Source organism: Novosphingobium sp. SG707 (assembly GCF_012275515.1).
In the GTDB taxonomy this organism is placed as follows: Bacteria; Pseudomonadota; Alphaproteobacteria; order Sphingomonadales; family Sphingomonadaceae; genus Novosphingobium.
The window spans coordinates 1,065,325-1,090,358 of record NZ_JAAZQL010000001.1; the positions used below are offsets into that span (position 1 = coordinate 1,065,325).

General features: G+C 63.2%; 18 protein-coding genes. 11 read left to right on the top strand and 7 right to left on the bottom strand.

What is annotated here, in order from left to right; translation table 11 throughout:
• Nucleotides 1-35: 35 nt before the first annotated feature.
• Together FHW92_RS04315 and FHW92_RS04320 are read right to left on the bottom strand one after the other, a co-directional pair.
• Entirely contained in the window at nt 36-944 is a 909-nt protein-coding gene (locus FHW92_RS04315) for a TIM barrel protein (protein ID WP_168601946.1), read from the bottom strand.
• A gap of 298 nt (nt 945-1,242) precedes the next feature.
• Nucleotides 1,243-1,389: a hypothetical protein gene (locus FHW92_RS04320; RefSeq protein WP_168601947.1), complete on the bottom strand. Its 147-nt coding sequence runs from the start codon at nt 1,387-1,389 to the stop codon at nt 1,243-1,245.
• Nucleotides 1,390-1,465: 76 nt separating this feature from the next.
• Between FHW92_RS04320 and FHW92_RS04325 the strand changes: the two genes are divergently transcribed.
• Nucleotides 1,466-4,273, top strand: a complete 2,808-nt coding sequence (locus tag FHW92_RS04325) for a DUF3857 domain-containing transglutaminase family protein (RefSeq protein ID WP_168601948.1) — start codon at nt 1,466-1,468, stop codon at nt 4,271-4,273.
• 298 nt (nt 4,274-4,571) lie between these two features.
• Here the strand turns inward: FHW92_RS04325 and FHW92_RS04330 are convergent, their stop codons facing one another.
• Nucleotides 4,572-4,742: a hypothetical protein gene (locus FHW92_RS04330; protein ID WP_168601949.1), complete on the bottom strand. Its 171-nt coding sequence runs from the start codon at nt 4,740-4,742 to the stop codon at nt 4,572-4,574.
• A 155-nt stretch (nt 4,743-4,897) separates the two neighbouring features.
• Nucleotides 4,898-5,788, bottom strand: a complete 891-nt coding sequence (locus FHW92_RS04335; protein WP_168601950.1) for a LysR family transcriptional regulator — start codon at nt 5,786-5,788, stop codon at nt 4,898-4,900.
• Nucleotides 5,789-6,100: 312 nt separating this feature from the next.
• Between FHW92_RS04335 and FHW92_RS04340 the strand changes: the two genes are divergently transcribed.
• The 8 genes from FHW92_RS04340 to FHW92_RS04375 all read left to right on the top strand — a co-directional run bounded on the left by FHW92_RS04340 (nt 6,101) and on the right by FHW92_RS04375 (nt 15,848).
• Nucleotides 6,101-7,780 (top strand): electron transfer flavoprotein-ubiquinone oxidoreductase, encoded by a 1,680-nt coding sequence (locus FHW92_RS04340; protein ID WP_168601951.1) that lies wholly within the window; start codon nt 6,101-6,103, stop codon nt 7,778-7,780.
• A 24-nt stretch (nt 7,781-7,804) separates the two neighbouring features.
• The gene (locus FHW92_RS26190) at nt 7,805-10,075 is read left to right on the top strand and encodes a 3-hydroxyacyl-CoA dehydrogenase/enoyl-CoA hydratase family protein (protein WP_168601952.1); all 2,271 of its coding nucleotides are present in this window, start codon (nt 7,805-7,807) and stop codon (nt 10,073-10,075) included.
• 43 nt (nt 10,076-10,118) lie between these two features.
• Entirely contained in the window at nt 10,119-11,888 is a 1,770-nt protein-coding gene (locus FHW92_RS04350) for an acyl-CoA dehydrogenase C-terminal domain-containing protein (RefSeq protein WP_168601953.1), read from the top strand.
• Nucleotides 11,889-11,964: 76 nt separating this feature from the next.
• Nucleotides 11,965-12,711, top strand: coding sequence for an electron transfer flavoprotein subunit beta/FixA family protein (locus FHW92_RS04355; protein ID WP_168601954.1), 747 nt, complete (start codon nt 11,965-11,967; stop codon nt 12,709-12,711).
• A gap of 72 nt (nt 12,712-12,783) precedes the next feature.
• Nucleotides 12,784-13,719 carry an FAD-binding protein gene (locus tag FHW92_RS04360; RefSeq protein WP_168601955.1) on the top strand — a complete coding sequence of 312 codons (936 nt, stop codon included), beginning with the start codon at nt 12,784-12,786 and terminating at the stop codon, nt 13,717-13,719.
• 56 nt (nt 13,720-13,775) lie between these two features.
• A complete protein-coding gene (locus FHW92_RS04365; RefSeq protein WP_168601956.1) occupies nt 13,776-14,426 on the top strand; it encodes a 3-oxoacid CoA-transferase subunit A in 651 nt (216 codons plus the stop codon).
• Between the two features lie 3 nt (nt 14,427-14,429).
• Entirely contained in the window at nt 14,430-15,083 is a 654-nt protein-coding gene (locus FHW92_RS04370; RefSeq protein WP_168601957.1) for a 3-oxoacid CoA-transferase subunit B, read from the top strand.
• A 24-nt stretch (nt 15,084-15,107) separates the two neighbouring features.
• The gene (locus FHW92_RS04375) at nt 15,108-15,848 is read left to right on the top strand and encodes an acetoacetate decarboxylase (RefSeq protein WP_168601958.1); all 741 of its coding nucleotides are present in this window, start codon (nt 15,108-15,110) and stop codon (nt 15,846-15,848) included.
• 604 nt (nt 15,849-16,452) lie between these two features.
• Here the strand turns inward: FHW92_RS04375 and FHW92_RS04380 are convergent.
• Nucleotides 16,453-17,949, bottom strand: coding sequence for an alginate export family protein (locus FHW92_RS04380; RefSeq protein WP_168601959.1), 1,497 nt, complete (start codon nt 17,947-17,949; stop codon nt 16,453-16,455).
• A gap of 53 nt (nt 17,950-18,002) precedes the next feature.
• The gene (locus tag FHW92_RS04385; protein WP_168602141.1) at nt 18,003-19,352 is read right to left on the bottom strand and encodes a dicarboxylate/amino acid:cation symporter; all 1,350 of its coding nucleotides are present in this window, start codon (nt 19,350-19,352) and stop codon (nt 18,003-18,005) included.
• A 243-nt stretch (nt 19,353-19,595) separates the two neighbouring features.
• Here FHW92_RS04385 and FHW92_RS04390 point away from each other — a divergent pair, with 243 nt between their 5' ends.
• Both FHW92_RS04390 and FHW92_RS04395 read left to right on the top strand, forming a co-directional pair.
• Entirely contained in the window at nt 19,596-21,305 is a 1,710-nt protein-coding gene (locus FHW92_RS04390; protein WP_168601960.1) for an ATP-binding protein, read from the top strand.
• Nucleotides 21,302-22,597: a sigma-54 dependent transcriptional regulator gene (locus FHW92_RS04395; protein ID WP_168601961.1), complete on the top strand. Its 1,296-nt coding sequence runs from the start codon at nt 21,302-21,304 to the stop codon at nt 22,595-22,597. The genes FHW92_RS04390 and FHW92_RS04395 overlap by 4 nt, the downstream gene beginning before the upstream one ends.
• A 15-nt stretch (nt 22,598-22,612) precedes the next feature.
• Here FHW92_RS04395 and FHW92_RS04400 read toward each other — a convergent pair whose 3' ends face one another.
• Nucleotides 22,613-24,997: a penicillin acylase family protein gene (locus FHW92_RS04400; RefSeq protein ID WP_168601962.1), complete on the bottom strand. Its 2,385-nt coding sequence runs from the start codon at nt 24,995-24,997 to the stop codon at nt 22,613-22,615.
• Between the last annotated feature and the right edge of the window lie 37 nt (nt 24,998-25,034).

Consider the following 25,034-nt stretch of genomic DNA (forward strand, 5'->3'; position numbering starts at 1 on the left):
TACATCATAGACCTCTATGCTGAAGGACCTCTGGCTCAGGCCGCGACCGGCGCGGCGTCATAGGCCTGTTCAAGCTGTCGCAGCAGCAGTTGCTGGCGGCGGACCTGATCAATGGCGACCCACGGTTCACGCGCACCTTCATATTCGGAGGATAGGTAGCCCGCATATCCTGCCCGCTTGAGCACCGGGATGACTTTGTCCCACGGGATGTTCTCATCATGCAGGTCATCATTGATGTAATGAAATTTGGCCTGAATGAAGGAGACATATTGGGCAATGCCCAGGAATTCCTCGGGGTCGACATGGATGCCGTTGATAATTTTGGCCGCCTCGCTGTCGCCTTCGGGCAATTCATGCTGCCACCCGCGCAGCGGGCGGTCCTGAAAAATGCCGGTGTCGATCAACAGGGCGAAATTCTTCGTGCCCGTGCGCTCGATGAAATGGATATATTCATGCACCACAGGATGATTGATCGGCGTGGGCGAATGGATTTCCGGGTTCATCACGATATCCAGCTTGTGCGCCAAATCGAGCACGCGTTCCACCGCAGGGGCCCAGATCGGATCGGGAGTCAGATCCTGATCGATGACGCCGAATTTGGGACGCAGAAACTTGAAGCCCAGCCTGTGCGCCAGACGCAGATCGCGCTCCAGTTCGGCCGCGCCCTCCTCGATGGTCATCGAGCAGCCGAGGCGCAATTTGGTATCCACCCAAGAACACATGTTGGTCGGCTCAAGCCTGTGCCAGTCCAAAAGGTCGAACCAGCGGTCAAGCCATGCTTTCGGCGGCTCGGGATAGCCTGTCACATGCGTGGCGCCCAGGATTTCGATCCCCGTGGCGCCGGTGTCGGCAATATGGTCAAAGCCCTCCTCAAGGCCCATCACGCTGCCGAAATCCTCGGTGAAACTGTATAGCGACACCCCGTACTTGAATTGCCCTGCCATCTTGAACTCCCGTCCATCCTGAAATTCTGCGGTGGTCGCGAGATTGTCCACCTGTGCCCTGTGAGAGCCGCCCCGATGGCGGCACCCGCAACAGCGCTTGCCCAGACCATCTAAACGATGATTAGATTAATCGCAAGCCGCGCCCGCCAGAAAACTGATCGTCGTTTAAATTGGGCACATCGGCCGTATCCCTCAGTAGGCACGCCGCTGCATCCGGCCGTCCGATTGCCTACGAAAAGCTGAAGTAACGCTCTTTGAACAGCGCAAACCTCAGCCCATCGGCATGTAGCGCCGGCGGTCAGGTTTCGCGGGAAAAGTGCCCGGCACCCTGCCCTCGCAACAACAAGCGCCATTCCCGCCCATCGCGCTTCTTCCATCGGCGGCGCAGCGCGAAATTTCTTCTCTCTGTTTTCGGATCATTTTTGCCGGGGGCCATCTTGATCATGCCCCCCATCTCGGCCACTCTCGAAGGATATCATGCGATTCCGTTCTGGTTCCGCAGGCATCATTCAGGGATTTCCATGCGCAAAAGATGGCTCCTCGCCACCGCCTCTGCTGCAATCTTGCACACATGCCCCGCCCTTGCCGCCGACCAGCCGCTGTACCAGCCCGCGCCCGCATGGGTGGTGGAAAGCAGCCTGCCCAAGGAACTGGTCACGCCCGGCGGAACCCCGCCCAGCGCCTTCGATTTTCAAGAGCGTTTCAACCGCGGCCAGTTGTGGAATTATGCCGACATCGCCAACCGGATCGCCTCGCCCGAACAACTGGCGCAAAATTCGATGATCGCCCTGCCCTGGTTTCCGGACAAGGGCGATCTCATCATCCATGAACTGAGCATCCTGCGCGGGGCCGAAAAGATCGACCTGTTGGCGCAGGGCCAGAAATTCACCGTGCTGCGCCGCGAACAGAGCCTCGAACAGCAGGAACTGACCGGCCTGCTGACCGCGACGCTGGCGGTCGAAGGGCTGCGGATAGGTGATACGCTTCGGCTGCGCGCATCCACCACCATGCGCGATCCGGCGCTGAACGGGCATGTGCAATGGGTCAGCCCGCTGCTCTCGCTGCCCGCCCGCACGAGCAAGGCCACCATGCGGGTGCTGTGGCCGACGGGCGAGCCGCTGCACTGGAAATTGCTGGCCGCCAATGTCGTGACCAACACCGCCAGCCTTGGTGGCGACACGGTGCTCAACATCACATTGCCCGCCCCCAAGGCGCCCGATATGCCGCAGGATGCGCCGGGCCGCTTCCGACACCCTGCGCTGATCGAGGCATCCACTTTCGCCTCATGGGCAGAAGTTTCGCAGACCGTGGCCTCGCTCTACAAGACCGAGGGCGCCATTGCTCATGACAGCGCGCTGGACAAGGCCGTGGCCCAGATCGCGGCCCAGACCACCGATCCCCTTCAGCGCATCGCCCGCGCGCTGCGCATCGTGCAGGATGATGTCCGCTATCTCGCTTTGTCGATGGACGGGGGCAATTACATTCCCCAGTCTGCGGAAAAGACGTGGGCTGTGCGCTATGGCGATTGCAAGGCCAAGACGCTGCTGCTGCTCTCGATGCTCCATGCGATGAAGATCGAGGCCGAACCGGTGCTGGCCAATGTCGGGCTGGATGATCTGGTGAAAGACCGTCTGCCCGCGCTGTCGGCTTTCAACCATGTGTTTGTCCGCGCCCGGGTGGATGGCCAGAGCATCTGGCTGGATGGCACCGCGGCGGGCACCCGACCGGTGGACCTGCAGGATACGCCTCCCTTCCGCTATATCCTGCCCGTTCGCAGCGTGGGGGCCGCCATTGAAGAGGTTTCGCGCAAGGCTCCGGCTCGGCCGACCACCGATCTCGATCTGGTGGTGGATGAAAGCTCCAGCCTCGACCTGCCCAGCGTTGTCGATGCGCGCCTGACCCTGCGCGGCCAGAACGCCATGGCCCTCTCGCTGATGGCCAACCAGATCGGCGAGAAGGAAAAGCTGCAATTGCTCCATGGCGTCATGAGCAATGTGGTCGGCAGCGGACAGTTCACCAAGCTGGCGCTGGTTGAAAACAAGGAAGAGGCCACCGTGACCATCTCCGGGCGCGGACTGGTTTCAACCCCTTGGCAACAGGAAGACAATCGCCGCAAGCGCAGTCTTTCGCGCGTGACCGACAAGGTTTCGTTCGCGCCCGACCGGGCCAGACCGGCCTGGGCCGACATACCGGTCGCCACCGGGATGCCCGACAAGGCGCATATCCACATGCGCCTGCGCCTGCCCGACGCCGGACGAGGCTATACGATGGAGGGCACGCCCTCGTTCTCCGGCGAGGTGGCGGGCTATATGCTGACCCGGCAGACCACCTTTTCCGGCGATGAGGTGGTGCTTGACGAAAGCCTGAGCAGCCGCGCGGCGGAAATCCTGCCCTCGCGCATTCCGGCGGAAAGAGCATTGGCCGCGCAGACTCTTTCGGCCGGGCCGCGCCTGCTGGCCCCGCAGGATGCCTTGCGGCGCTGGAACCTGCCCCTTGCTGGCAAGGGGCCCGGCACCCAGCTTGCCGCCGTCACCGCCGTGTTCGAGGCAGCCGTCAGCGAGAGCGAACCGGAAGACACATCGGCCCTTGCCGGGCAGGCCAGTTTCCTTAAGGGCATCGGCGATTATCCCGGCGCCATCGCCAGTTGGACCAAGGTCATTGCCAAGGAGCCATCGGCCGAAAACTACGTCAACCGCGCCAATCTGGAGGTGCAGACCGGCGATTTGGCCGCTGCGGCCAAGGATGCCGAAGCGGCCAGAGCGGTTGATCCCTCCGATGTGGCCGCGCTCACTCTTGCCGCCGACATCGCCGCCCGCCGTGGCGATCTGACCAGCGGGGTGGCCATGCTGGACGAGCGTATCTCGGTGGCCGGCAAGGAAAAGGACAGTATCCTGCTGGATAAGGCGGTGCTGATCGCTTCCTATGGCGATGTGCAGGAGGGGCTGGCGCAGATGGACGCGCTGATCGCGAAAAAGCCGGGCCGCCCCGATCTGCTCAACGCGCGCTGCTGGGCCAAGGCCTTGCGGCAGGTGCAGATCGAGACGGCGCTCAAGGATTGCACCAGCGCCATCGAAATGACCGACGATTCAGCGCCGATCCTCGACAGTCGCGCGGTGGTCTGGCTGCGCATGGGCCGGTTGGATGCGGCGCTGAGCGATCTGGACGCGGCCCTGCTGCAAAATCCCTCGCAGGGGCAGACCCGGCTGGTGCGGGCCATAGTGCTCAAAAAACTGGGCCGCGCGGCCGAGGCGCAAAAGGAATTGGCCAGCGCGCGCCGCCTCCTGCCCAATGCCGAGAATGAATACAAGCGCTATGGACTGACCTATTGATCGGGCGCCCCCGGCGGCCTGCACAATCGCAACGCCGGGAGGGGCACAGACAGACAAAGGCGATGGACGGTCACGAGGACAAGTTGTTGAGTGGCGATGAGAATTGACCAGGCATTATCGCCGAGATGTGGCTCTGAATCGCTTTTGCTGCTGATGATGATATCCTTCCACCGCTTTATCGGGGTCTGGAGCGCCGCAAGCCAGTCACCCTCTTGCCAGATCGGCCACTGGAAACGTCACGGGTCTGGCTAGCCAAACGTTCCTCCATATCCATCGTCGCCCGGGATCGCGGCGGCGGTTATCCACCAATTGCTCCATAAGCGATCCGCTCAATCTGCCATTGAGCGAGCCGGTCTATCAGTTCCTTGTGATTGGAGAACCGCCGCTCACAGCTTGCGGGATAGGCAAACACATCCAAGGCTACTTTGGAGATGCTGATGCCCTCCGTCTGTGGCAAAGTGCCTTCCATCTTTTCCGCCGCTCTATTCTTGTCATCCTGGCCCGAAGCCCTAGCTTCCGCCCAACCTGTTAAGAAAAAGGGTGATCACACTGATCGACAGTCCTTCATGACCGGGACAACTTCGATCCATCCCCTTCCGCCTGATCCGGAACGGCGCCTCCGGATTACTGCGTCTTGCCGATCAGCCCCTCGGCCTCGCCGATAATCCAGTTCATCACTATGCGCGTGCGCGCAGGCAGCGTCTGGCGCGCCGGATAGGTCACGTAAAAAGGCACCGGCTCGATCTTGGCGTTGGGAAGCAGCCGCACCAACCGGCCCGCCCGCACGTCTTCCTCCACTTGGAAATAGGCGAACAGGCTGATGCCCGCCCCGTTTCTTACCGCCTCATGCTGCGCCAGGCTGCTGTTGGTGCGATAGGTGCCCGATACACGGATCGGCTCTCCATCAATCGTCCACACCTGCCGCGTGGTACCATAGCTGAACAGCACGCAATTGTGGAATTGCAGATCGTTGATGGAAAGCGGCGTGCCGCATCGTTCAAGATAGGCGGGCGAGGCGACGAGATAGCGCGGCACATCACCCAGATGCCGTGCCACTACGGTAGTTTCATTCACCTGCCCGGTGCGCATGGCCAGGTCCAGCCCGTCCTCCACCAGATGCACAAAGCCGTCGCCCAACAGCATCTCGACCGTAATGCCGGGGTGGTGAAGGTGGAATTCCGGCAGCTTGCGGGCAAGGTGGCAACCGAAGGTGTTGGTGGTGCCGATACGCACGTGGCCGGAATAGCCGCGCTCGCCACTGTGGAGATCAGCCTCCATCGCCTCAAATTCGCGCACGATGCGGCGGGCGTGAGCCAGAAAGGCAACCCCGTCCTCAGTCAGGGCAAGGCTGCGGGTAGAACGACGCAGCAGCGCGACGCGAAAATGAGCCTCCAGCATGCTGATCCGCCTGCCCACCATCACCTGACTTGTCATGGCCTCGCGTGCAACAGCAGAGAACGAGCCGCATTCCGCCACGCGGATGAACCATTGGAGAGCTTCGACCAGAGGAGCCATTTATTCAGATTATGTATAAGTCTTGTTATGTCAAGGCGATTGCCCGCTCTCCCTCAAAGGACTAGCCCGCCGCGTGGAGAAACGGAAAGGACAGGCTCACCCCGATCCTTCCGCCGGACAACAGAGATAAATTCTATGAAACCATCATCTTACCCCCAGGATGACGGAAACTGGCCGCGCCTTGAAAGGGCCGCTTCCCGATGCCGATGCCTGGATGGCCTCCACACTTTGACGACACGTGATTCCACCGCCGATCTGTCTTCGGATGGAACTGTCGCCCCCATTTTCCTCGCTGCAATCGGATCAAATTAAATGAGCGAGCCGCTTCCTCAACGCGAAACGATGGAATTCGACGTCGTGATCGTGGGCGCAGGCCCTGCTGGCCTGGCCGCTGCGATCAGGATCCGCCAGGCCGCCGCCAAAAACGAACGGGACATCTCGGTTGTGGTGGTGGAAAAGGGCTCTGAAGTGGGCGCCCACATCCTTTCCGGCGTAGTTGTCGACCCGATCGGGCTGGACAGCCTGCTGCCGGAGTGGCGCAATCACCCCGATTGTCCGTTGACCACCAGCGTGCGGGAAGACCGGTTTCTTTACCTCACCCAAACCGGCGCGCACCGGCTGCCAACCGCCATGATGCCGAAACTGATCGATAATCATGGCAATTTCATCGGCTCGCTGGGCAATGTCACCCGCTTTCTGGCCGCCCGCGCAGAAGAGTTGGGCGTGGAAATCTTCCCCGGTTTTGCCGCTTCTGAATTGCTGATCGAGGACGGCAAGGTGGTAGGTGTGGCTACCGGCGACATGGGGCTTGACCGGCAAGGCAATCCCCGGGGCGATTTTGTGCGCGGCATGGAACTGCGCGCCACCTACACGCTGCTGGGCGAAGGCGCGCGCGGCTCGCTCAGCAAGCAGGCCATCGCCCGCTTCGGATTGGACAAAGGTCGCGATTTCCAGAAATTTGGCATCGGCATCAAGGAATTGTGGCAGGTTGATCCTGCTCGCTTTCAGGAAGGGCTGGTGCAGCACAGCTTCGGCTGGCCGCTGGACCGGCACACCGGCGGCGGCTCGTTCCTCTATCATTTCGATGAAAATCTGGTGGCGGTCGGCTTTGTCGTCCACCTCAACTACGCCAATCCCACGCTCTCGCCTTTCGAGGAATTCCAGCGTTTCAAGACCCATCCGGCCATCCGTGACACGTTCGAGGGCGGCAAGCGCCTCGCCTATGGTGCACGCGCGCTGACGGAGGGGGGCTGGCAATCGGTCCCGCGCCTGACCTTCCCGGGCGGCGCGCTGCTGGGCTGCTCGGCGGGCTTCGTCAACGTGCCGCGCATCAAGGGATCGCACAACGCCATCCTCTCGGGCATCCAGGCCGCCGATGCCGTGGTGGGCGAACTGGTCAGCGGCAGGCCTTCCAGCGAACCGCGCGCCTATGAGGAAGGCTGGCGTCAGTCCGCGATCGGCCGCGACCTGCAGCCGGTGCGCAATGTGAAGCCGCTTTGGGCCAGATACGGCATTCCGCTGGGCATCATGCTGGGCGGCGCTGATATGTGGTGTAACCAACTGCTGGGCAAATCACCCTTCGGCACCCTGTCGCATGGCAAGCCGGACAGCGCCTGCCTCAAGCCCATCGCCGAAGTCACCCCCATCACTTATCCCAAACCTGATGGAGTGCTCACCTTCGACCGCCTCTCTTCCGTGTTCCTGTCCAGCACCAACCACGCCGAGGACCAGCCCTGCCACCTGCGGTTGGCCAACCCGGCGCTTCCCATCGAAATGAACCTGCCTGTCTACGGTGAACCGGCGCGGCTTTATTGCCCGGCGGGCGTGTACGAGGTTGTGTATGACGACGAGGTGGCCAAGTCCAAGCCCCGCTTCGTGATCAATGCGCAGAACTGCGTCCACTGCAAAACCTGCGACATCAAGGACCCGGCCCAGAACATCACCTGGGTGCCCCCCGAGGGCGGCGGCGGTCCCAATTATCCGAACATGTAATTCCACGCAGAAAGGATCGTCAACGTGAGTGACGTCATCATTCGTAAAGCCGCGGTTATTGGCGCGGGCACAATGGGTTCGGGCATTGCGGCCCACTTGGCAAATGCCGGGCTGGAGGTCGTGCTGCTGGATCTGGATACGGCCTTTGCCCAAGGTGGCGTGGAGCGTCAGCTCAAGGCCGGCGGCTTCATGATGCCCGAGTTTGCCCAGCGCATCACCACCGGCTCGACCGGCGCCGACATCGGCCTGCTCTCTGATTGCGATTGGATCATCGAGGCGGTCGCCGAGCGGCTGGATATCAAGCACGCGCTGTTTGCCGCCATTGACAAGGTACGCAAGCCCACCGCGATCGTGTCCTCCAACACCTCCACCATCCCGCTGCACGATCTGCTGCAACCTTTCTCCGACGAGTTTGCCGGGCATTTCCTGATCGCCCATTTCTTCAACCCGCCGCGCCACATGCGTCTGCTGGAACTGGTGAGCGGCCCGCGCACGCTGGCGTCCACCACGACCACCATCCGCGATTTCTGCGACGAGCGACTGGGCAAGGGCGTGGTGCCCTGCAAGGATACGCCCGGTTTCATCGGCAACCGCATCGGCTGCTATTGGCTGGCCGTGGGGCTGGATGAAGCGATCAAGGCGGGCATCGCGGTGGAAGTGGCCGATGCGGTTATCGGCAAAGTGTTCGGCTTCCCCAAGACCGGCATCTTCGGACTTTACGATCTGATCGGCAACGATCTGATGCCCAACCTCATCCGTTCACTGCAGCATACGCTGCCCGCCACCGATGCAGTGCAGGCCACCCCGGCCGAACCGCCGCTTCTGGGCGATATGCTGGCGCGCGGCCTGACGGGCCGCAAGGGCGGCGGCGGCTTCTATCGCCGCTCGAAAGACCGCAAGAGCAGCGAGACGCTGGATCTGGCGTCCGGCGAGTTCCGTCCCACCGCGCCCCCCGCGTGCGAAAGCCTGGCCCAAGCCAAGGGTGATGCACGCGCGCTGCTGGCGCATCCGGCGGCCGGTGGCCGCTATGCCTGGGCGGTGCTGTCGCGCACGCTGACCTATGCCGCCGCGCTGGTGCCTGAAATTGCCGACAGCCCCGATCTGGTGGATGAGGCCATGCGCCTGGGCTATGGCTGGAAATACGGCCCCTTTGAACTGATCGACCGGATCGGCGCCGCCTGGTTTGCGCAAACGCTGGAAGAGAACGGCGCTGTCGTGCCCCCGCTGCTGGCCGCCGCGGCTGCCAAGGGCGGCTTCTACCGCACACACGAAGGCCGCCGCGAAGTTCTGGTCCCCGGGCAAGGTGCGACAGATTATGCGCCGATAGCCGACCCTGCGGGCGTGATCTCGATCGAGACGCTGCGCCTGGCCGGTAAGCCGGTGGAAGAAACCTCCGCCGCCAGTTTGTGGGATATTGGCGACGGCGTTGGTCTGCTGGAATTCCACAGCAAGATGAACAGCTTCAGCGCGGAGCTGATCGCTTCGGTCGGCCAGCTGGTGGCGCTGGCGCAAACGCATTTCAAGGCGCTGGTGATCGGCAATGAAGGCCCCGTGTTCAGCGCAGGCGCCGATCTGGCCGGGGTGCTGCGCATGGCGCAGGCAGGCGATCGGGATGGGCTTGCCGCCTTTATTCAGGCGGGCCTCACCGCGTTCAACACCTTGCGCGATGCCAGCATTCCGGTGGTGGGCGCGGGCTTTGGCGCGGCTCTGGGCGGCGGCTGCGAAGTATTGCTGCACTGCCATGCCATAGTGGCCCATGCCGAAATCGGCATCGGCCTGGTGGAGCCGCGCGTGGGGCTGCTGCCGGGCTGGGCCGGGCTGACGCAGCTTCTCGTGCGGCTTCAGGAACGCGATGGCGATGCGCAGAGGAGCGCCTTGGCCGCGCTGCGCATCGTGCTGCCCGCCCAAACCTCGACCAGCGCGTTTGACGCCAGGGCCAAGGGCTTCTTGCGCGAAAGCGACGGCATCACCATGAACCGGGAGCGGCTGATCGCCGATGCCAAGGCCCGGGCCCTGGCCATGGTGCCTGACTTCACCACGCCGCCGCGCGCCATGGTAAACCTGCCCGAGCCTGCCGCCTTGCAGACAGAGGCGACCGCTTTGGCGGCCACGCTGGCGCCGCATGATGCGGTGATCGGCATGGCCATTGCCGGCGTGTTGGCGGGGCCGGCAACCCTGACCGAAGAGGAGGTGACCGCGCGTGCTCTGGACGCCTTTGTGGCGCTGGCGCTTCACCCCGCCAGTCAGGCGCGCATCGATGCGCTTCTTCGCACCGGCAAACCCCTTCGCAACTGATTTTCGCGCCGCACACAAGGCGCGGCAAAACAAGGAGCATGAAATGCCCGCTTATACCCCTCCCGTCGCAGACATGAGTTTCCTGCTGAAGGACGTGTTCCAGGCCGAAAAGGTCCTCACGGGCCTGCCCGGCTACGAAGAAGTGTCGGACGATCTGGTTTCTACCATTCTGGAAGAGGCCGGCAAATTCTGCGCCGGCGTGCTGCGCCCAATCAACCAGAGCGGCGATGAAGAAGGCAGCCGTCTGGAGGGCGGGCTGGTCTTCACGCCCAAGGGCTTCAAAGAAGCCTTCAAGGCCTTTGTCGACGGCGGCTGGTCCAGCCTGTCGGCCCCCACCGAGTTTGAAGGCCAGGGCTTGCCGCGCACCGTGCAGATCCTGGTGGACGAAATGCTCTCGGCCTCAAACCTTTCGTTCGGCCTGTTTCCGGGCCTGACGCGCGGCGCCTGTGAGGCAATCGAGGCCCACGCAAACCAGGAACTGAAGGAAACCTACCTGCCCAAGATGATCTCGGGCCAGTGGACGGGCGCGATGGGGCTTACCGAAGGCACCTCCGGCTCGGATCTGGGTCTGCTGAAGACCACCGCCAAGCCGCGCGGCGACGGGTCCTATACGGTATCCGGCTCGAAGATCTTCATCTCCTCGGGCGACCATGACATGGCCGAGAACGTCATCCACCTGGTGCTGGCCCGCCTGCCCGATGCACCTGCCGGCACCAAGGGCATCAGCCTGTTCCTGTGCCCCAAGTTCCTGGTGAACGAGGATGGCTCGCTGGGTGCGCGCAATGCGGTGAATGTCGGCTCGCTGGAGCACAAGATGGGCATTCACGCTCAGCCCACTTGCGTGATGAACTATGACGATTGCCAGGGTTGGCTGGTGGGCGAGGCCAATCGAGGCCTCAATGCCATGTTCACCATGATGAACGCCGAACGCCTGTTTGTGGGTGTGCAGGGTCTGGGGCTGGCCGATGCCTCTTACCAGACCGCCGCGACCTATGCCAAGGAGCGCAAGCAGGGCCGCGCGCCGGGCGCCAAGGAATCGGGGATGATCATCGAGCATCCCGATGTGCGCAAGATGCTGATGACAATGTTGTCCTTCGTTGAAGCCGCGCGCGCGCTGACCATCTTCACCGCGCTGGAAATGGACAAGGAATCGAAATCCACCGATGCCGGCGTACGCAAGCAGGCCACCGGCCTTGTTGCGCTGCTGACCCCGGTGATCAAGGCGGCCTTCACCGATTTCGGATTTGAGGCCACGGTGCTGGGACAGCAGGTGCTGGGCGGCCACGGCTACATCAGGGAATGGGGCCAGGAACAGTTCGTGCGCGATGCCCGTATCGCGCAGATCTATGAAGGTACCAACGGCATCCAGGCGCAGGATCTGGTGGTTCGCAAACTTTCGCTCGACGGCGGTGCGCCGGTGCGCGCCTTCTTCAGCGACATTGCTGCCACGTTGGCTGACGGCGCCAAGGTGCCCGCCGTGGCGCAAACCGCCGAGGCGGTGGCCAAGGCGCTCGCCGCGCTGGAGGATGTGACCGCCTGGCTGACCACCGGCGAGGGCGCCAACGCGCTGGAGCAGAACGGTGCCGCCACCGACTATCTGCGCATGTTCGCACTGGTTGCCTTTGGCTGGCTGTGGGTGCGCATGGGGCTGGCCGTGGTGGCCAAGGGCGCTGAGGCGAGCCCGCAAGAAACGCGCAAGCTGGCTGTCGGCCAGTTCTTCGCCACGCGCATCCTGCCCCAGGCCCACGCGCTGGCGGTGCAGATCAAGGCCGGTTCGGCCCCGCTCATGGCGGTCGCTTCCACCGAGTTCTGACCATCCCCCCCGGTTGCGCCGGGCCGTCTCGCGTCCCCCCACGGCCCGGCGCAACATTGCTGAGAGACAGTTTCCGATGAAAATTCTCGTTCCGGTCAAGCTGGCAATCGATTCCAATGCGAAGCCCCGGCTGAAGGCCGACCGCAGCGGCATCGATCTTGCCAACGTCAAGCTTTCGATCAATCCCTTCTGCGAAATCGCGGTGGAAGAGGCGGTGCGCCTGCGCGAAGCGGGCAAGGCGACCGAAGTGGTGGTCGTCTCGGTGGGCGTTGGCAAGGCCACCGACGCCATCCGTTCTGCGCTGGCCATTGGCGCGGATCGCGGCATCCTGATCGAGGCCGAGGGCCGCGTCGAACCGCTGACCATCGCCAAGCTGCTGGCCAAGGTGGTGGAGGAAGAAAAGCCTGATCTGGTGCTGACCGGCAAGCAGGCCATCGACGATGACAGCAACCAGACCGGCCAGATGCTGGCCGCATTGCTGGACTGGCCGCAGGCCACCTTCGCCTCGCAGGTGGAACTGGATGGGGCCGAGCTGGTCGTTACCCGCGAAGTGGATGGCGGGCACCAGACGCTTCGCCTTTCGCTGCCTGCGCTTGTTACAACCGACCTGCGCCTGAACGAACCTCGCTATCCTTCGCTGCCCAACATTATGAAGGCCAAAAAGAAGCCCGTCGAAACAAAGTCGGCGGAAACCTACGGCGTGGATCTGACCCCGCGCCTCAGCGTGGTGGAAGTGCGCGAGCCCGCCGCCCGCAAGGCCGGCATCAAGGTGGCCGATGCGCAGGAGCTTGTGAGCAAGCTCAAGGCCGTCGGCGTTCTGTAAGCGCAGCGCGCCTTGGGCGTTTTGGCGAACGCCGGCGCATATTGCCCCCACGCTTCATTCAGGACAAGATCCATGAAAACCCTTCTCATTGCAGATCATGACAACCAGACCGTCGCCGATGCGACAACCAAGGCGCTGACCGCGGCCCGCGCGCTGGGCGGCGAGGTGGATATCCTCGTGGCCGGCCAGGGCGCGCAGAGCGCCGCCGAGGCATCGGCCAAATTGCAGGGCGTGGCCAAGGTGCTGCTGGCCGATGCCGAAGCCTATGCCCACCGTCTGGCCGAGCCGCTGGCCGCGCTCGTGCTGTCCATCGCTCCGGGCTATGACGCGATCGTCGCCCCCGCCAGCAGCGCAGGCAAGAACCTGCTGCCGCGCATCGCCGCCAGGCTGGATGTGATGCAGGTCTCCGATGTCACCAAGGTCGCCGGGCCCGACACTTTCGAACACCCCATCTATGCCGGCAACGCCATCGAGGTGGTGAAAAACCCTGAGCGGGTGAAAGTGTTCACCGTGCGCACCGCCGCCTTTGCCGCCACTCCGGCCGATGGCGCGAGCACCCCGGTGGAAGCGGTGGCCGTCCCGGTCGCCGAAAGCCGCGCCACTTTCGTGCGCGAGGAAATGGCCAAGAGCGAGCGCCCGGAGCTGGGTTCGGCCAAGGTCATCGTTTCGGGCGGTCGTGCGCTCGGTTCGGCAGAAAAGTTCAACGAGGTGCTGCTGCCGCTGGCCGACATGCTGGGCGCGGCCGTGGGCGCGAGCCGCGCGGCGGTGGATGCCGGCTATGCCCCCAACGATTTCCAGGTGGGCCAGACCGGCAAGATCGTGGCGCCTGAACTGTACATCGCGCTCGGCATTTCCGGTGCCATCCAGCACCTGGCCGGCATGAAGGACAGCAAGGTGATCGTGGCTGTCAACAAGGACGAAGAGGCCCCGATCTTCCAGGTGGCCGATTTTGGCCTGGTGGCCGACCTGTTCCAGGCCGTGCCGCAGATCGAGGCCGCGCTGGGCTGACCCTCCCCCTCGCCGCACCGGCGACGGCACCATACAGACGGAAAAACGAGATTGCCATGAAACACCCAATTTCCCCCGAGGAGGCCGTTGCCGGCATTCCCGATGGCGCTTCCATCATGATCGGCGGCTTTTTGCGCTGTGGTCGCCCACAGCGGCTGATCGAGGCCCTGCTGGCCTCGGGCAAGAAGAACCTCACCATTATCTCGAATGACACCGGCTTTGCCGGTGAAGGCATCGGCGCGCTGATCAGTTCGGGCCAGGTGGCGCGCGTTGTCGCCTCGCATATCGGAACCAATCCTGATACGCAAAAAGGCCTGATCGAAAAGACGATGCAGGTTGATCTGGTGCCGCAGGGCACGCTGGTCGAACAGATCCGCGCCAAGGGCCACGGACTGGGCGGCGTGCTGACCAAGACCGGGCTGGGCACTATCGTGGCCGACGAGGCCGAGGTGCTGACGCTGAACGGCGAGCAGTGGCTCTATGCCCCGCCGCTCACCGCCGATTTCGGCTTCGTCTATGCCGACCGCGCCGACATGGTGGGCAACCTTGCCTACACGCTGACCGAACTGAACTTTAACCCGGCGATCGCGATGGCGGCCGACACCGTCTTTGCCGAAGCCCGCGTTATCGTGCCGGTGGGCGCAATAACGCCCGACGATGTGCGCACGCCCGGCATCGTTATCGACCATCTGATCGCGAGGGCCTGAGCCATGAGCAAGGACATCATTCTGCGCCGCACCGCCAAGGAGCTGGAACCCGACAGCTTCGTCAATCTCGGCATCGGACTGCCGACCGGGGTGGCAGCCTATGTTTCGCCCGAAAACGGGATCTTTTTCCATTCCGAAAACGGCCTGGTAGGCTTGGGCGCCAAACCCGCCCCGGGGCTGGAAGATCCCTCGCTGACCGATGCAGGCGGAGGCTTTGCAAGTGCGGTTCCGGGGGCCATGTCGATCGACAGCAACCTCTCCTTCGGACTGGTGCGTGGCGGCCATCTTGCCGTCACGGTGCTGGGGGGGCTTCAGGTCGACGAGACGGGCCGCCTGGCCAACTGGATCGTGCCGGGCAAAATGGTGCCGGGCATGGGCGGCGCGATGGATCTGGTTGCCTGCGCAAACCGGGTGATCGTGGCGATGCAGCACACTGCTAAGGGCGCGCCCAAGATCGTGCCCAAGTGCACCCTACCGCTCACCGCAGACCGCCGGGTGGACCTGATCATCACCGACATGGCCGTGATCCGCCCCACCGATGCCGGCCTTGTGCTGGAAGAGCGCGCGCCAGGCGTAACCGTGGACCAAATCGTGGAAGCCACTGCGGCAACGCTGATCATCAAGGGTGTCGTTCCCGAGATGGATCTGGCTGCCTGACCTGCGTGCGAGGACACCTGACTCATGAAAATCAATGATGTAAAGAACAAAGCTTTCGCCATTCCCTTTGCTAACCCTTCCTATCCGCGCGGGCCGTTCCGTTTCTACAACCGCGAATTTGTCATCATCACCTACCGCACAGATATTGAAGCGCTGCGCGCCGTAGTGCCCGAACCGCTGGAAATCGTCGAACCGGTAGTGAAGTATGAATTCATCCGGATGCCGGATTCGGTTGGCTTTGGCGACTATACCGAAACGGGCCAGGTCATCCCGGTGCGTTTCGAAGGCCGCGAGGGCAATTACACCCACGCCATGTACCTGGATGCCGCGGCGCCTATCGTTGGCGGGCGCGAGATCTGGGGCTTTCCCAAGAAGCTGGCCAAGCCTAACTTGCGCGTGGAAGGCGAGGTACTGGTAGGTACACTCGATTGCGGCTCGATTCGCTGCGTGAACATGACAATGGGCTACAAGCACGAAATCCTTGAGCACACGCCCATCACCAAGGCGCTGGAACTGCCCAACTTCCTGCTGAAAAGCATTCCGCATGTGGATGGCACTCCGCGCATCTGCGAGCTGGTGGAATACCACCTTGAGGATTACGTGGTGAAGGGCGCCTGGTCGGGGCCCGCCAGCCTTCAGTTCTTTGACCATGTTCGCGCCGATGTCAGCCGCCTACCAGTGCGTGAAGTGCTTTCGGCCGTGCATTTCGTAACGGACGTGACGTTGGGGATGGGCAAGGTTGTCCACGATTACATGTGTCCCTGATGCAGGCGAGAATCTTCAGCGCTTAACACCGCTGATCCGTGCCCGCGAAAAGGCCCGCGCGCTATATGGCGCGCAGGTCTTTTCGTAATATAGTCATTACCCTGCCAGCGGCCTCCTGGTAGGATGATTGAACGGCGTCGCCGGTGAGGCTGCGCCAAGCATCTTGGGAGACCGCCATGAGGTGCTATACCGGCATCGATGTTCCGCTGGAAGTCTCGTATTTCTGAGCTGTGGATCCAGCGGGTAAAATCGTGAAGGAGGCGCATGTTGCGAGCGAGCCGGAAGGAATTATTGCCTGGTTTGGTGTGCCTAGCCTTGAGATGACGGCAATCGGTCTGGAAGCGGTATCGCCGGGTTCATTGCAAACCCCAGGTGGCGTAGAAGAACCGAACCCTGCTCGCCGGGCGCAAGATGCTCCAGACGCGCTGCATCAATCTTGAGATGTGTCTGCGGGGTTATGGCTTGAAGGTTGGGCCGATGGGCCATTTAGGGCACAGGGCTGATCCTACTGTGGCGTCGGCGACATTTTGCCAATTTGCGGCCAAAGCTCTTTGGCCCGGATCAGAGGCCGCAATAAGGCGCCCCCACCATCTCCTCTCGTCGCTCAGAAGCGGAAGCTGATCCAGCCGGCAAAGAAATCGGAGCTTTTGAAACCGGCATTGGTCAGCGCCGGGCCGGCGTGCAGATGCTCATACCGACCGGTCACGGAAACATGGGGTGACACGGTCCAGACGGCCTGCGCGCGGGCGGTTTCGGCAATCTTGCGCCCCGCCGCGTTCTGGGTTCCGGCAAAGGCTGTGCCATTGGCGCGATACACCGCATCATGGACCGTTTCGCGCCATGAAAACTGATATTCCAGCGAAACGCGCAGGTTCGATGCGGGCTGGAAACTGAAATTGGGCGCGATGGCGATCAGATTGGTCGGCGTGGCGTAAAGCTGATAGCTGTAATAGATATTGTTGCCCAAGGGCGCGAGCGCGGTCTTCAGCTTGCCCGTGCCATAGGCCCCGCCGCCGGTGGCATAATCGGCATGAAAGCCCACGCGCGGCGCCGAGTGGTTGCGCCCAAGCCGATAGGATTGCGCCATCAGCACCTCCCAGGCCGCGATCGGGCGATTGTCATAATGCCCGCCCTGATAATTGACGGTCCAGTCAAGGTTGACCGGCCCGGCATCGCCCCACAGATGCAGGCCGTAGAATTCGCGCACTTCATGGGCGGTTGTCGCCCCCCATACGGCCGCCGTGTTGCGCAGGCGCCAGTAAAAGGGATCGAGATAGAGTTTCGATCCGCCCAGCCAGTCATTGGGAATGCGCAAGCCCCCCGAAATACCCGAAAATCGGCGCGTGTCCTTGTTCAGATCGTCGCCCGTGCCCTGTTGTCCGGGGCGGGTGGGGGTAAAATCAAACATGTCGATCCGCATATGCCGCGCCTTCGCCCAGCCCCGGAAACCGTTATAGGACAGAAAGATCGTGTTATTGTCGCGCGGCACCAGCAGCAGGTTCGGCCCGTCGGAAAAGGTCTGGCGGCCATAGCGCACGCCCAGCTTGACCCCGGCCACCTTGGCGGTGACATCGGCAAAGGACTGCTGAACAATGACGGTATTGTCCAGATAACCCGATGGCGTACCGATATTGCGCCCCGAAATGCCCGCATGGGCCAGTTCGGCATAAACGCGGACATGCGGACCGATATGCAGGTCTGCTCCGCCCACGATACGGGCGATATCCTGTCTTTGGGCCTGTGCATCTTTCAGATCCGGGTTGGTGGTCTCATTCACGCGCAGCCGCAATTCGCCCGACAGCGTGACATAGATGTCGCCTGCCGCATCGAGCGGGATGAATTTGAGGTGGTCGATGGCGCTGCGCCGTTTGGCCGGATCGCGCAGCTTGCTCCAATCCTCGACCCAGCGCGACTGGTTATAGCCTGCACTGGTCACGCCGTCGCCCGCGCCATCGGCCGGATAGGCTTCGGACAGGGGCGCGGCCAGCGCCTGACTGACGCGATCGGGCGGGCCGATCACCTGCGCATGGGCCGCAGCACCGGAAAAAAGGGCGAGCAAAAGGGCAGCGCCGCCGCCGGGGCGTCGCGAAAAACTGGTCATGGGGGAGCTCTCCGGTCAGTCGGGGCGGTCTTGGCGCCGCCCCTTTTGTCTGGTTATTCTGCGGCCTGAGGCGCCTGCGCGGGGGCGAAGGGCGCGCTGGCGGTGGCCCCGCCATTCAGGGCAAGCGCCAGTTGCGCCGTGTCCAGCTTGCCTTCCCAGCGTGAAACGACGACCGTGGCCACTGCATTGCCGATGAAATTGGTCAGGCTGCGGCATTCGCTCATAAAGCGGTCGATGCCCAAAATCAGCGCCATGCCCGCCACCGGCACACTGGGCACGATGGACAAGGTGGCCGCCAGCGTGATGAAGCCCGCGCCCGTTACCCCCGCTGCGCCCTTGGACGAGAGCATCGCGACCGCCAGCAGCGACAATTGCTGGCCAAGGGACAGATCCACATTGCAGGCCTGCGCGATGAAGAGCGCGGCCAGCGTCATATAGATATTGGTGCCGTCCAGATTGAAGGAATAGCCCGTCGGCACGACAAGGCCGACAATCGACTTGGGGCAGCCGGCCCGCTCCATCTTTTCGATCAGACTGGGCAGCGCGCTTTCGGACGAGGATGTGCCCAGCACGAGCAGCAGTTCATCCTTGAGATAGGCCACCAGCTTGAAGATCGAAAAACCGCAGGCCCAGCCCACCAGACCCAGCACCACGATCACGAACAGCAGCGAGGTGAGATAGAAAGTGGCCACCAGCCCGGCCAGATGGACCAGTGCCCCGGTACCATATTTGCCGATGGTGAAGGCCATGGCCCCGAAGGCCCCGAAAGGCGCGGCGCGCATCAGGATCGACACCACCTTGAAGATCGCCAGCGACACCTCCTCCAGCGCCGCCACAAGACGCTCGGTGCGTTCGCCCAGCAAGGCAAGGCTGGTGCCGAACAGGATCGCCACGAACAGCGTTTGCAGGATGCTGCCCTCGGACAGCGCGCCGACGAAGGTTTCCGGGATGATGCCCACCAGAAAGCCGGTGACCGTGGTTTCATGGGCCTTTTCGGCATAATCGGCCACTTTGCTGGCATCCAGCGTGGCCGGGTCGATATTCAGCCCCGCGCCGGGATGGACGACATTGGCCACGATCAGCCCGACAAACAGCGCCAGCGTGGAAAAGGTCAGGAAATAGGCAAAGGCCTTGCCCGCCACTCGCCCCACCGAGGCCAGATCGCGCATGCCCGCAATCCCTGTGGCAATGGTCAGGAAGATGACCGGGGCAATGATCATCTTGACCAGCTTGATGAAAGCATCGCCGATCGGCTTCATCGCCTCGCCCAGATGGGGGGAGAAATGGCCGAGCAGCACGCCTGCGGCAATGGCCGCCAGCACCTGAACATAGAGATGTCTGTACCAGGGGCGACGAATATCGGAATGGGGCACGCCGGTGCCTGCAAGGGCGAGATGGTCCATGGTCTTGGCTTTCAGTCCTTTCCACATGGCCATGGCGAACCTTCTTGTGGATCCGTGGCCATAGGGGGCAGGATATGGGCGGCGGACATGCGGGCAAAACGGGATTGGAAAATCCATATTTTCCTTTTTATGTCATACTCTTAAATAAAAACTGTCAGATATATGCGGGCAAGTTTTGACATTCCTCCCAAATACCGATGTGCAAATATTGGCACATCGCGCATGCCGGACTAAAACAGGCGCATGTTGCCCACGAATCATCCTTTGCGCCTGCGCTGGGCCATCACCGGCCTGATCGCCGCGATGGCAGCGGCGGCGCTGGCCTATGTCGTGGTCGAAAGGCGGAGGCTGGCGCTGGAAATGGACACCGCCCGCACCGACATGCTGATGCGAAAGGCGCTGATCACCAGCGAGATGGCGCGCTTTCGCCTGCTGCCCATCGCGCTTGCCGATGATCGGGACGTGGTTCTCGCCTTGCAGGGCAGCGCCAGCGCGCGCTCCGCGCTCAACCACAAGCTGGAAGGTCTGGTGACGGCGACCGGCGCCCCCATCATCTATGTCATCGGCGCAGATGGCAAAGCCATTGCCGCCAGCAACTGGCGATCACCCAAAAGCTTTGTCGGATCCGATTACAGCCGACGCCGCTATTTCCGCGACGCGCTGGCCCATGGCGGCGCCAGCCATTTCGCGATGGGCACGGTCAGCCGCCGACCGGGCCTCTATATCGCCCAGCGCACCGCGCAGGGCGGCGTGGTCACCATCAAGCTCGAATTTGACCGGATCGAGGCGGACTGGGCCAAAGGGGACGGCACCACTTTTGTCACCGACGAAAATGGTATTGTCCTTGTGTCCAGCCGTCCAGGATGGCGCTTTTACCTGACCAGGCCGGTGCCGGGGGCCGCGCTGGCCGCCTTTGACGCCGATGCGATGGTGTCGCCCCTTGCCGCAAGGTTCATTCCCGCCAGCCTGCGCGCGCAACACGCGACGCTGGAAGGGCGCCCCGTGATCCTGTTGCAGGAAGCGCTGGCCCAGCCGGGCTGGTCGATCACCCTTTTGCGTCCGGTGGATGGGGCGATCCTGTTTGCCCGCATCGCTGCGGCGGTGGCCGCCGCGCTGGTGCTGGGCATGGTGGTTATCGGCTGGATGTGGCTGGAACGCGGCCGTGAGCGGCGGGCCCGAACCGACGAGCTGGAACAGGCCGTGGCCGACCGCACCGCCGATCTGCGCCGGGAAATGGACGAGCGCGCCGCCTTGGAAGCGCGCGCGGCGGACCTTCGTGAGGGGCTGCGTCAGGCCAACCGGCTGGCCTCGCTGGGCCAGATCACCGCCAGCGTGGCCCATGAAACCGCCCAGCCCGTCGCCGCCATCCGCACCTATGCCGATACCAGCCGCCTGCTGCTGGAGCGCGGCGACAGCGAGACGGTTCATAAAAACCTCAACACCATCGCCCGCCTTGCCGATCGCATTGGCTCGGTGACCGCCGAGCTGCGCGGCTTTTCGCGCCGGGGCGCAACGGATCAGGCCCCTGTTGCGGTCAGCGAGGTGATCGAGGGCGCGCTGCTGATCCTGAAAGAGCAGTTGAAAGGCATCGCGGTGGACCTGCCCGATGATGACGCCATGGTGGAAGGGGGCAAGGTCAGGCTGGAGCAGGTTCTGGTCAATCTGCTGCAAAACGCCGCGCAGGCGCTGCGCGGCACGCCCACCCCCGCCATCACGCTGCGGCTGTACAGGAAGGATCAGGCCATCACGCTTGCCATTTCCGACAATGGCCCCGGCATTGCCGAGGATCTGAAAGCCCGCCTGTTCACCCCCTTTGTCACCAGCCGCCCGGATGGGCTGGGCCTTGGCCTGGTCATCTCTCAGGATATCATGACCGATGCGGGCGGCACACTGCGCTATGTCGATCAACCGGAGGGCGCCTGCTTTGAAATGACGATGAGGCCCGCGACATGACCGCCGCCCTGCCCCTTGTGGCGCTTATCGATGACGACGATGACCTGCGCGAGGCCGCCACGCAATTGCTCGGTCTGGCCGGTTATCAGGTTCTGGGTTTTTCGGGCGGGGTCGAGGCCGCACAGGCGATTGGCGCGGATTTTGCCGGGATCGTCATTTCCGATGTGCGTATGCCGCAAATGTCGGGGGTGGAATTGTTTCGCCTCCTGCAGGAGCGCGACCGGGATCTTCCCGTGCTGCTGATTTCGGGCCATGCCGATGTCCAGATGGCGGTGGACGCGCTCAAGGCGGGCGCGTGGGATTTCATTGAAAAGCCTTTTGCGCCCGATGCCTTGCTGGCGGCGGCGGGGCGGGCCACCAAGGCCCGGCGGTTGGTGCTGGAAAATCGCGCGCTTCGCCGTGCGGCCCAGGGCGGCGCGGAACAGGCCCTTCTGGGCGAAACCTCGATGATCCGGCGCTTGCGGGCGATGATTCCGGTGCTGGGCCAAAGCGACATTGACCTTGCCATCGAAGGCCAGACCGGCACCGGCAAGGAATTGTTCGCGCGCTGTGTCCACCGGGCGGGAGCCCGATCCCGGCACCGCTTTGTGACCGTGGACTGCGCTGTAATCCCGCCCGCGATAGTCGAAAAGGAAATGTTTGCCCGGGGCGGCACCATCTCCTCCAGCCATCGCGGCACGCTGTTTCTGGACAATCTGGATCAGGCCGGGGAAGATCTGCAAAGGCGACTGGCCCAATTTGCCGAGAAACGCGCCATCGCGCTGGACACGCGCGACCCTGAAGCCATCGACACACGCATCATCGCCAGCATGGCCGAGGGCAGACGCGGGCATGTGTCCGACGCGCTTTATCACCGCGTCGCGGGCGTACCGCTGCGTATGCCGCCTCTGGCCGAAAGGCGGGCGGATATCCGGCTGCTGTTTGCCCATTTCCTGCAAAAGGCGGCCGAGCGGCTGGACCGCCCGGTACCGCCCATCGACGACAGCATCCATCATCTCGACACCCGGGACTGGCCCGGCAATCTGCGCGAATTGGAGAATTTCGCCGAACGCTATTGTCTGGGGCTGGAAAGCCATGGCGAAGCCGCATCGACCGGCCACAAGGCCACGCTGCCCGAACGGTTGGATGCGTTTGAAAGCGCGGCCATTCTTCAGGCAGTGCAGGAGGCCAAAGGCGAGATGGCGCGCGCCATCGGCCTGCTGGGCATTCCGCGCAAGACCTTCTATTATCGCGCCAAAAGGCTGGGACTGGATCTGCGGTCCATGCGGGCCGATATCATGGACGAGAGATGATGCGCGCAAGGCGTCTCAGGGCGTCAGTTCGATCACGCTTTCCGCATTGGCCTTGACCGCCGCCTCGCTGAACAGGAAGGGGACATATTGTCCCGCTGCCCAGCGCGGAAACAGATCGCGGTAATGCGGGCTTTGCGGATCGCCCGACTGGCCCGGCGTGTTGATGATACGCGAATTGTCCCACGCGCCCACGTCCAGCACCATCCGCACCGAGGCGCCCGCCATCACGCCAAAGCCCGCGCCACGATAGGTGGCCGCCGCCGGTGTCGAGCCCGACCCGGCAATCTGCAGGGGGCCGACCGACCATTGCGGCTTTTCCAGCGCGGGCGCGACGCGCGCCGCTGCGGGCGCCCAATCGGCACGGTGCAGATCGCCCCAGCGCCACGCCTTGGGATCGGGCCCCAGCAATTTGGTCGCCTCGGCCCATGCCCCGGCCAGCGAGAGGCCGACCACCTTGTCCCTTACCGCCGCCGGATCGGACCCCAGACGCGGATCGAGCGCCGCCAGCCAGTCGATCACACCGGGAATCGAGGCATCGGCAAAGAAGGGCTGAAGATCAGGCGACACCACCGCCTCGGCCAGAGCCTTGCGCAAATGGCGCGCGATCCAGATTTCGTAAAGCGCGGCCTGGGCGCTGTCGACGCCTTCATAGCCGTTCCAGCCACGCAGCAGCGCGGCCGCCCGTGCCGCATCCCCCGACAGGCCGCCCACATTCCCGACCAGCGCCGCGCTGCGCGCCGCCAGCGGGCTGGTCACGTCGGTCTGGATCGCCTCCATATCGGCAAGGCTTAATTTCGGTTTGGCCGAGAGCAAGGTCTCGATCCGGTCAATGCGCGAGCGGTCCACCCATTCATAGCCGATGGGCTGTTTGTTCGAATCATAACCCTTGTCCAGATTCATCTGATTGGCGGTCGCCACCCAGCCGCGCGCGGGGTTCTTGATCATCGGCAGATCATCGGGCTTCACCATGCCCTGCCATTCATAGCGCCCATCGCCCGGCACCGGCATCAGGCCGTCCCACCCCTTGCGCCGGGGCACAAAGGCCGAGGCGCGCCAGCCGATGTCGCCATGCGTATCGGCATAGACCAGATTGAGCGGCGGCGCCCCCCAGCGCTGATGCGCGATCTCGAAATCATTCCATTGCGTGGCGCCGAACATCCATGCCGCGTTGAAATAGCCCGAAGCGCCCGGCTCGCTCCATACCGTACGCATGGCGAAGGCGAGGCCTTTTTCCGCATCCTCATAGATCACCGGGCCGTGACGGGTGAATTTCAATTCGATCTGGCGCGCGCCCTCGCCTTTGACCGCCAACGGCTGGCGGTCCACTTCAAAGGGCGTCCATGCGCCCTTGTAGAAATAGGCGCCGGGATGATCCTTGCTGATCTTGTAGACATAGAGGTCTTCCTGATCGGCGTAGAAGATCGTGATCCCCCATGCCGCAACCTCATTATGGCCAAAGGTCAGACCGGGCAGCGCAGGCTCCCCCGCCCCGGCGATATGCAGGCCGGGCGCGTTGATATCGACCACATAGCGCAGCGACGGCACGCCATGCCCGCGATGGGGATCATTGGCCAGAATGGGGCGGCCCGTCTGCGAATGGGCGGCATCCACCACCCAATTGTTCGACCCTTCGCCCTGTTCATTGATGTTGCGCAGGGCCAATGTCACATTGCCCTCCGCCGAGGCCAGCTTCACCCCGTCGAAGGAGACATCGCCGGTGGCCAGCACATAATCGCGCATCAGCTTTTCCGGCACGGCGCAGGGGTCCAGCCCCTTGGGCACCACCGGTTCATGCGCGGGCGAGAGGAAGCGGCGCAGGTTTTCCCATTTCAGGCTGCCCTTGCAAATGGCGCGGGCGCGGGTGGCCTCCGATGCGGCATTGCTGACCAGCGTATGGCTGCGGATACGGACGATATCCTCGGCGGTGAAACGTTCCGGCTTCGTCCCGGTCAGGGTGAATTCGCGCGGCAGGGGCGCCTTGCCCGCCTCGACCTGCGCGATATAGGCGTTGACGCCATCGGCAAAGGCCTGCGTCATTGCCTGCGCTCCGGCGGGATAGGCGGCCCATTCCCGGCCCATACCGCCGCGATAAAGGAACAGCCGCGCGGCACGGTCCTTTTCCGCAAAACCGGGGCCGAAACTTTCCGCCAGACGCCCCAGCCCACGCTTGCGCCACAGGTCGATCTGCCACAGCCGGTCGCGCGCGGCATTATAGCCCTGGACGAAGAAGGCATCATGCGTGCTGGCGGCATAGATATGCGCAATGCCCCAGTGATCGACCACGATCCTTGCCGGGGCGGCAAGACCTTCGAGCCTGCGCGCTTCCTGCGCCATGGCATGAGGCGCGGCAGCAAGCAGCGGCAGCGCCGCAAGCAGGCGAATGGCGGATGGCTTGAGCATAATAAAACTCCCCCTGTGGGTATCATCATGCCACAGC

Coding starts and splice junctions, on each gene's coding strand:
- FHW92_RS04315 (WP_168601946.1), bottom strand. CDS start 944: ATGGCAGGGCAATTCAAGTACGGGGTGTCGCTATACAGTTTCACCGAG.
- FHW92_RS04320 (WP_168601947.1), bottom strand. CDS start 1,389: ATGATCAAGATGGCCCCCGGCAAAAATGATCCGAAAACAGAGAGAAGA.
- FHW92_RS04325 (WP_168601948.1), top strand. CDS start 1,466: ATGCGCAAAAGATGGCTCCTCGCCACCGCCTCTGCTGCAATCTTGCAC.
- FHW92_RS04330 (WP_168601949.1), bottom strand. CDS start 4,742: ATGGAAGGCACTTTGCCACAGACGGAGGGCATCAGCATCTCCAAAGTA.
- FHW92_RS04335 (WP_168601950.1), bottom strand. CDS start 5,788: ATGGCTCCTCTGGTCGAAGCTCTCCAATGGTTCATCCGCGTGGCGGAA.
- FHW92_RS04340 (WP_168601951.1), top strand. CDS start 6,101: ATGAGCGAGCCGCTTCCTCAACGCGAAACGATGGAATTCGACGTCGTG.
- FHW92_RS04350 (WP_168601953.1), top strand. CDS start 10,119: ATGCCCGCTTATACCCCTCCCGTCGCAGACATGAGTTTCCTGCTGAAG.
- FHW92_RS04355 (WP_168601954.1), top strand. CDS start 11,965: ATGAAAATTCTCGTTCCGGTCAAGCTGGCAATCGATTCCAATGCGAAG.
- FHW92_RS04360 (WP_168601955.1), top strand. CDS start 12,784: ATGAAAACCCTTCTCATTGCAGATCATGACAACCAGACCGTCGCCGAT.
- FHW92_RS04365 (WP_168601956.1), top strand. CDS start 13,776: ATGAAACACCCAATTTCCCCCGAGGAGGCCGTTGCCGGCATTCCCGAT.
- FHW92_RS04370 (WP_168601957.1), top strand. CDS start 14,430: ATGAGCAAGGACATCATTCTGCGCCGCACCGCCAAGGAGCTGGAACCC.
- FHW92_RS04375 (WP_168601958.1), top strand. CDS start 15,108: ATGAAAATCAATGATGTAAAGAACAAAGCTTTCGCCATTCCCTTTGCT.
- FHW92_RS04380 (WP_168601959.1), bottom strand. CDS start 17,949: ATGACCAGTTTTTCGCGACGCCCCGGCGGCGGCGCTGCCCTTTTGCTC.
- FHW92_RS04385 (WP_168602141.1), bottom strand. CDS start 19,352: ATGGACCATCTCGCCCTTGCAGGCACCGGCGTGCCCCATTCCGATATT.
- FHW92_RS04390 (WP_168601960.1), top strand. CDS start 19,596: ATGTTGCCCACGAATCATCCTTTGCGCCTGCGCTGGGCCATCACCGGC.
- FHW92_RS04395 (WP_168601961.1), top strand. CDS start 21,302: ATGACCGCCGCCCTGCCCCTTGTGGCGCTTATCGATGACGACGATGAC.
- FHW92_RS04400 (WP_168601962.1), bottom strand. CDS start 24,997: ATGCTCAAGCCATCCGCCATTCGCCTGCTTGCGGCGCTGCCGCTGCTT.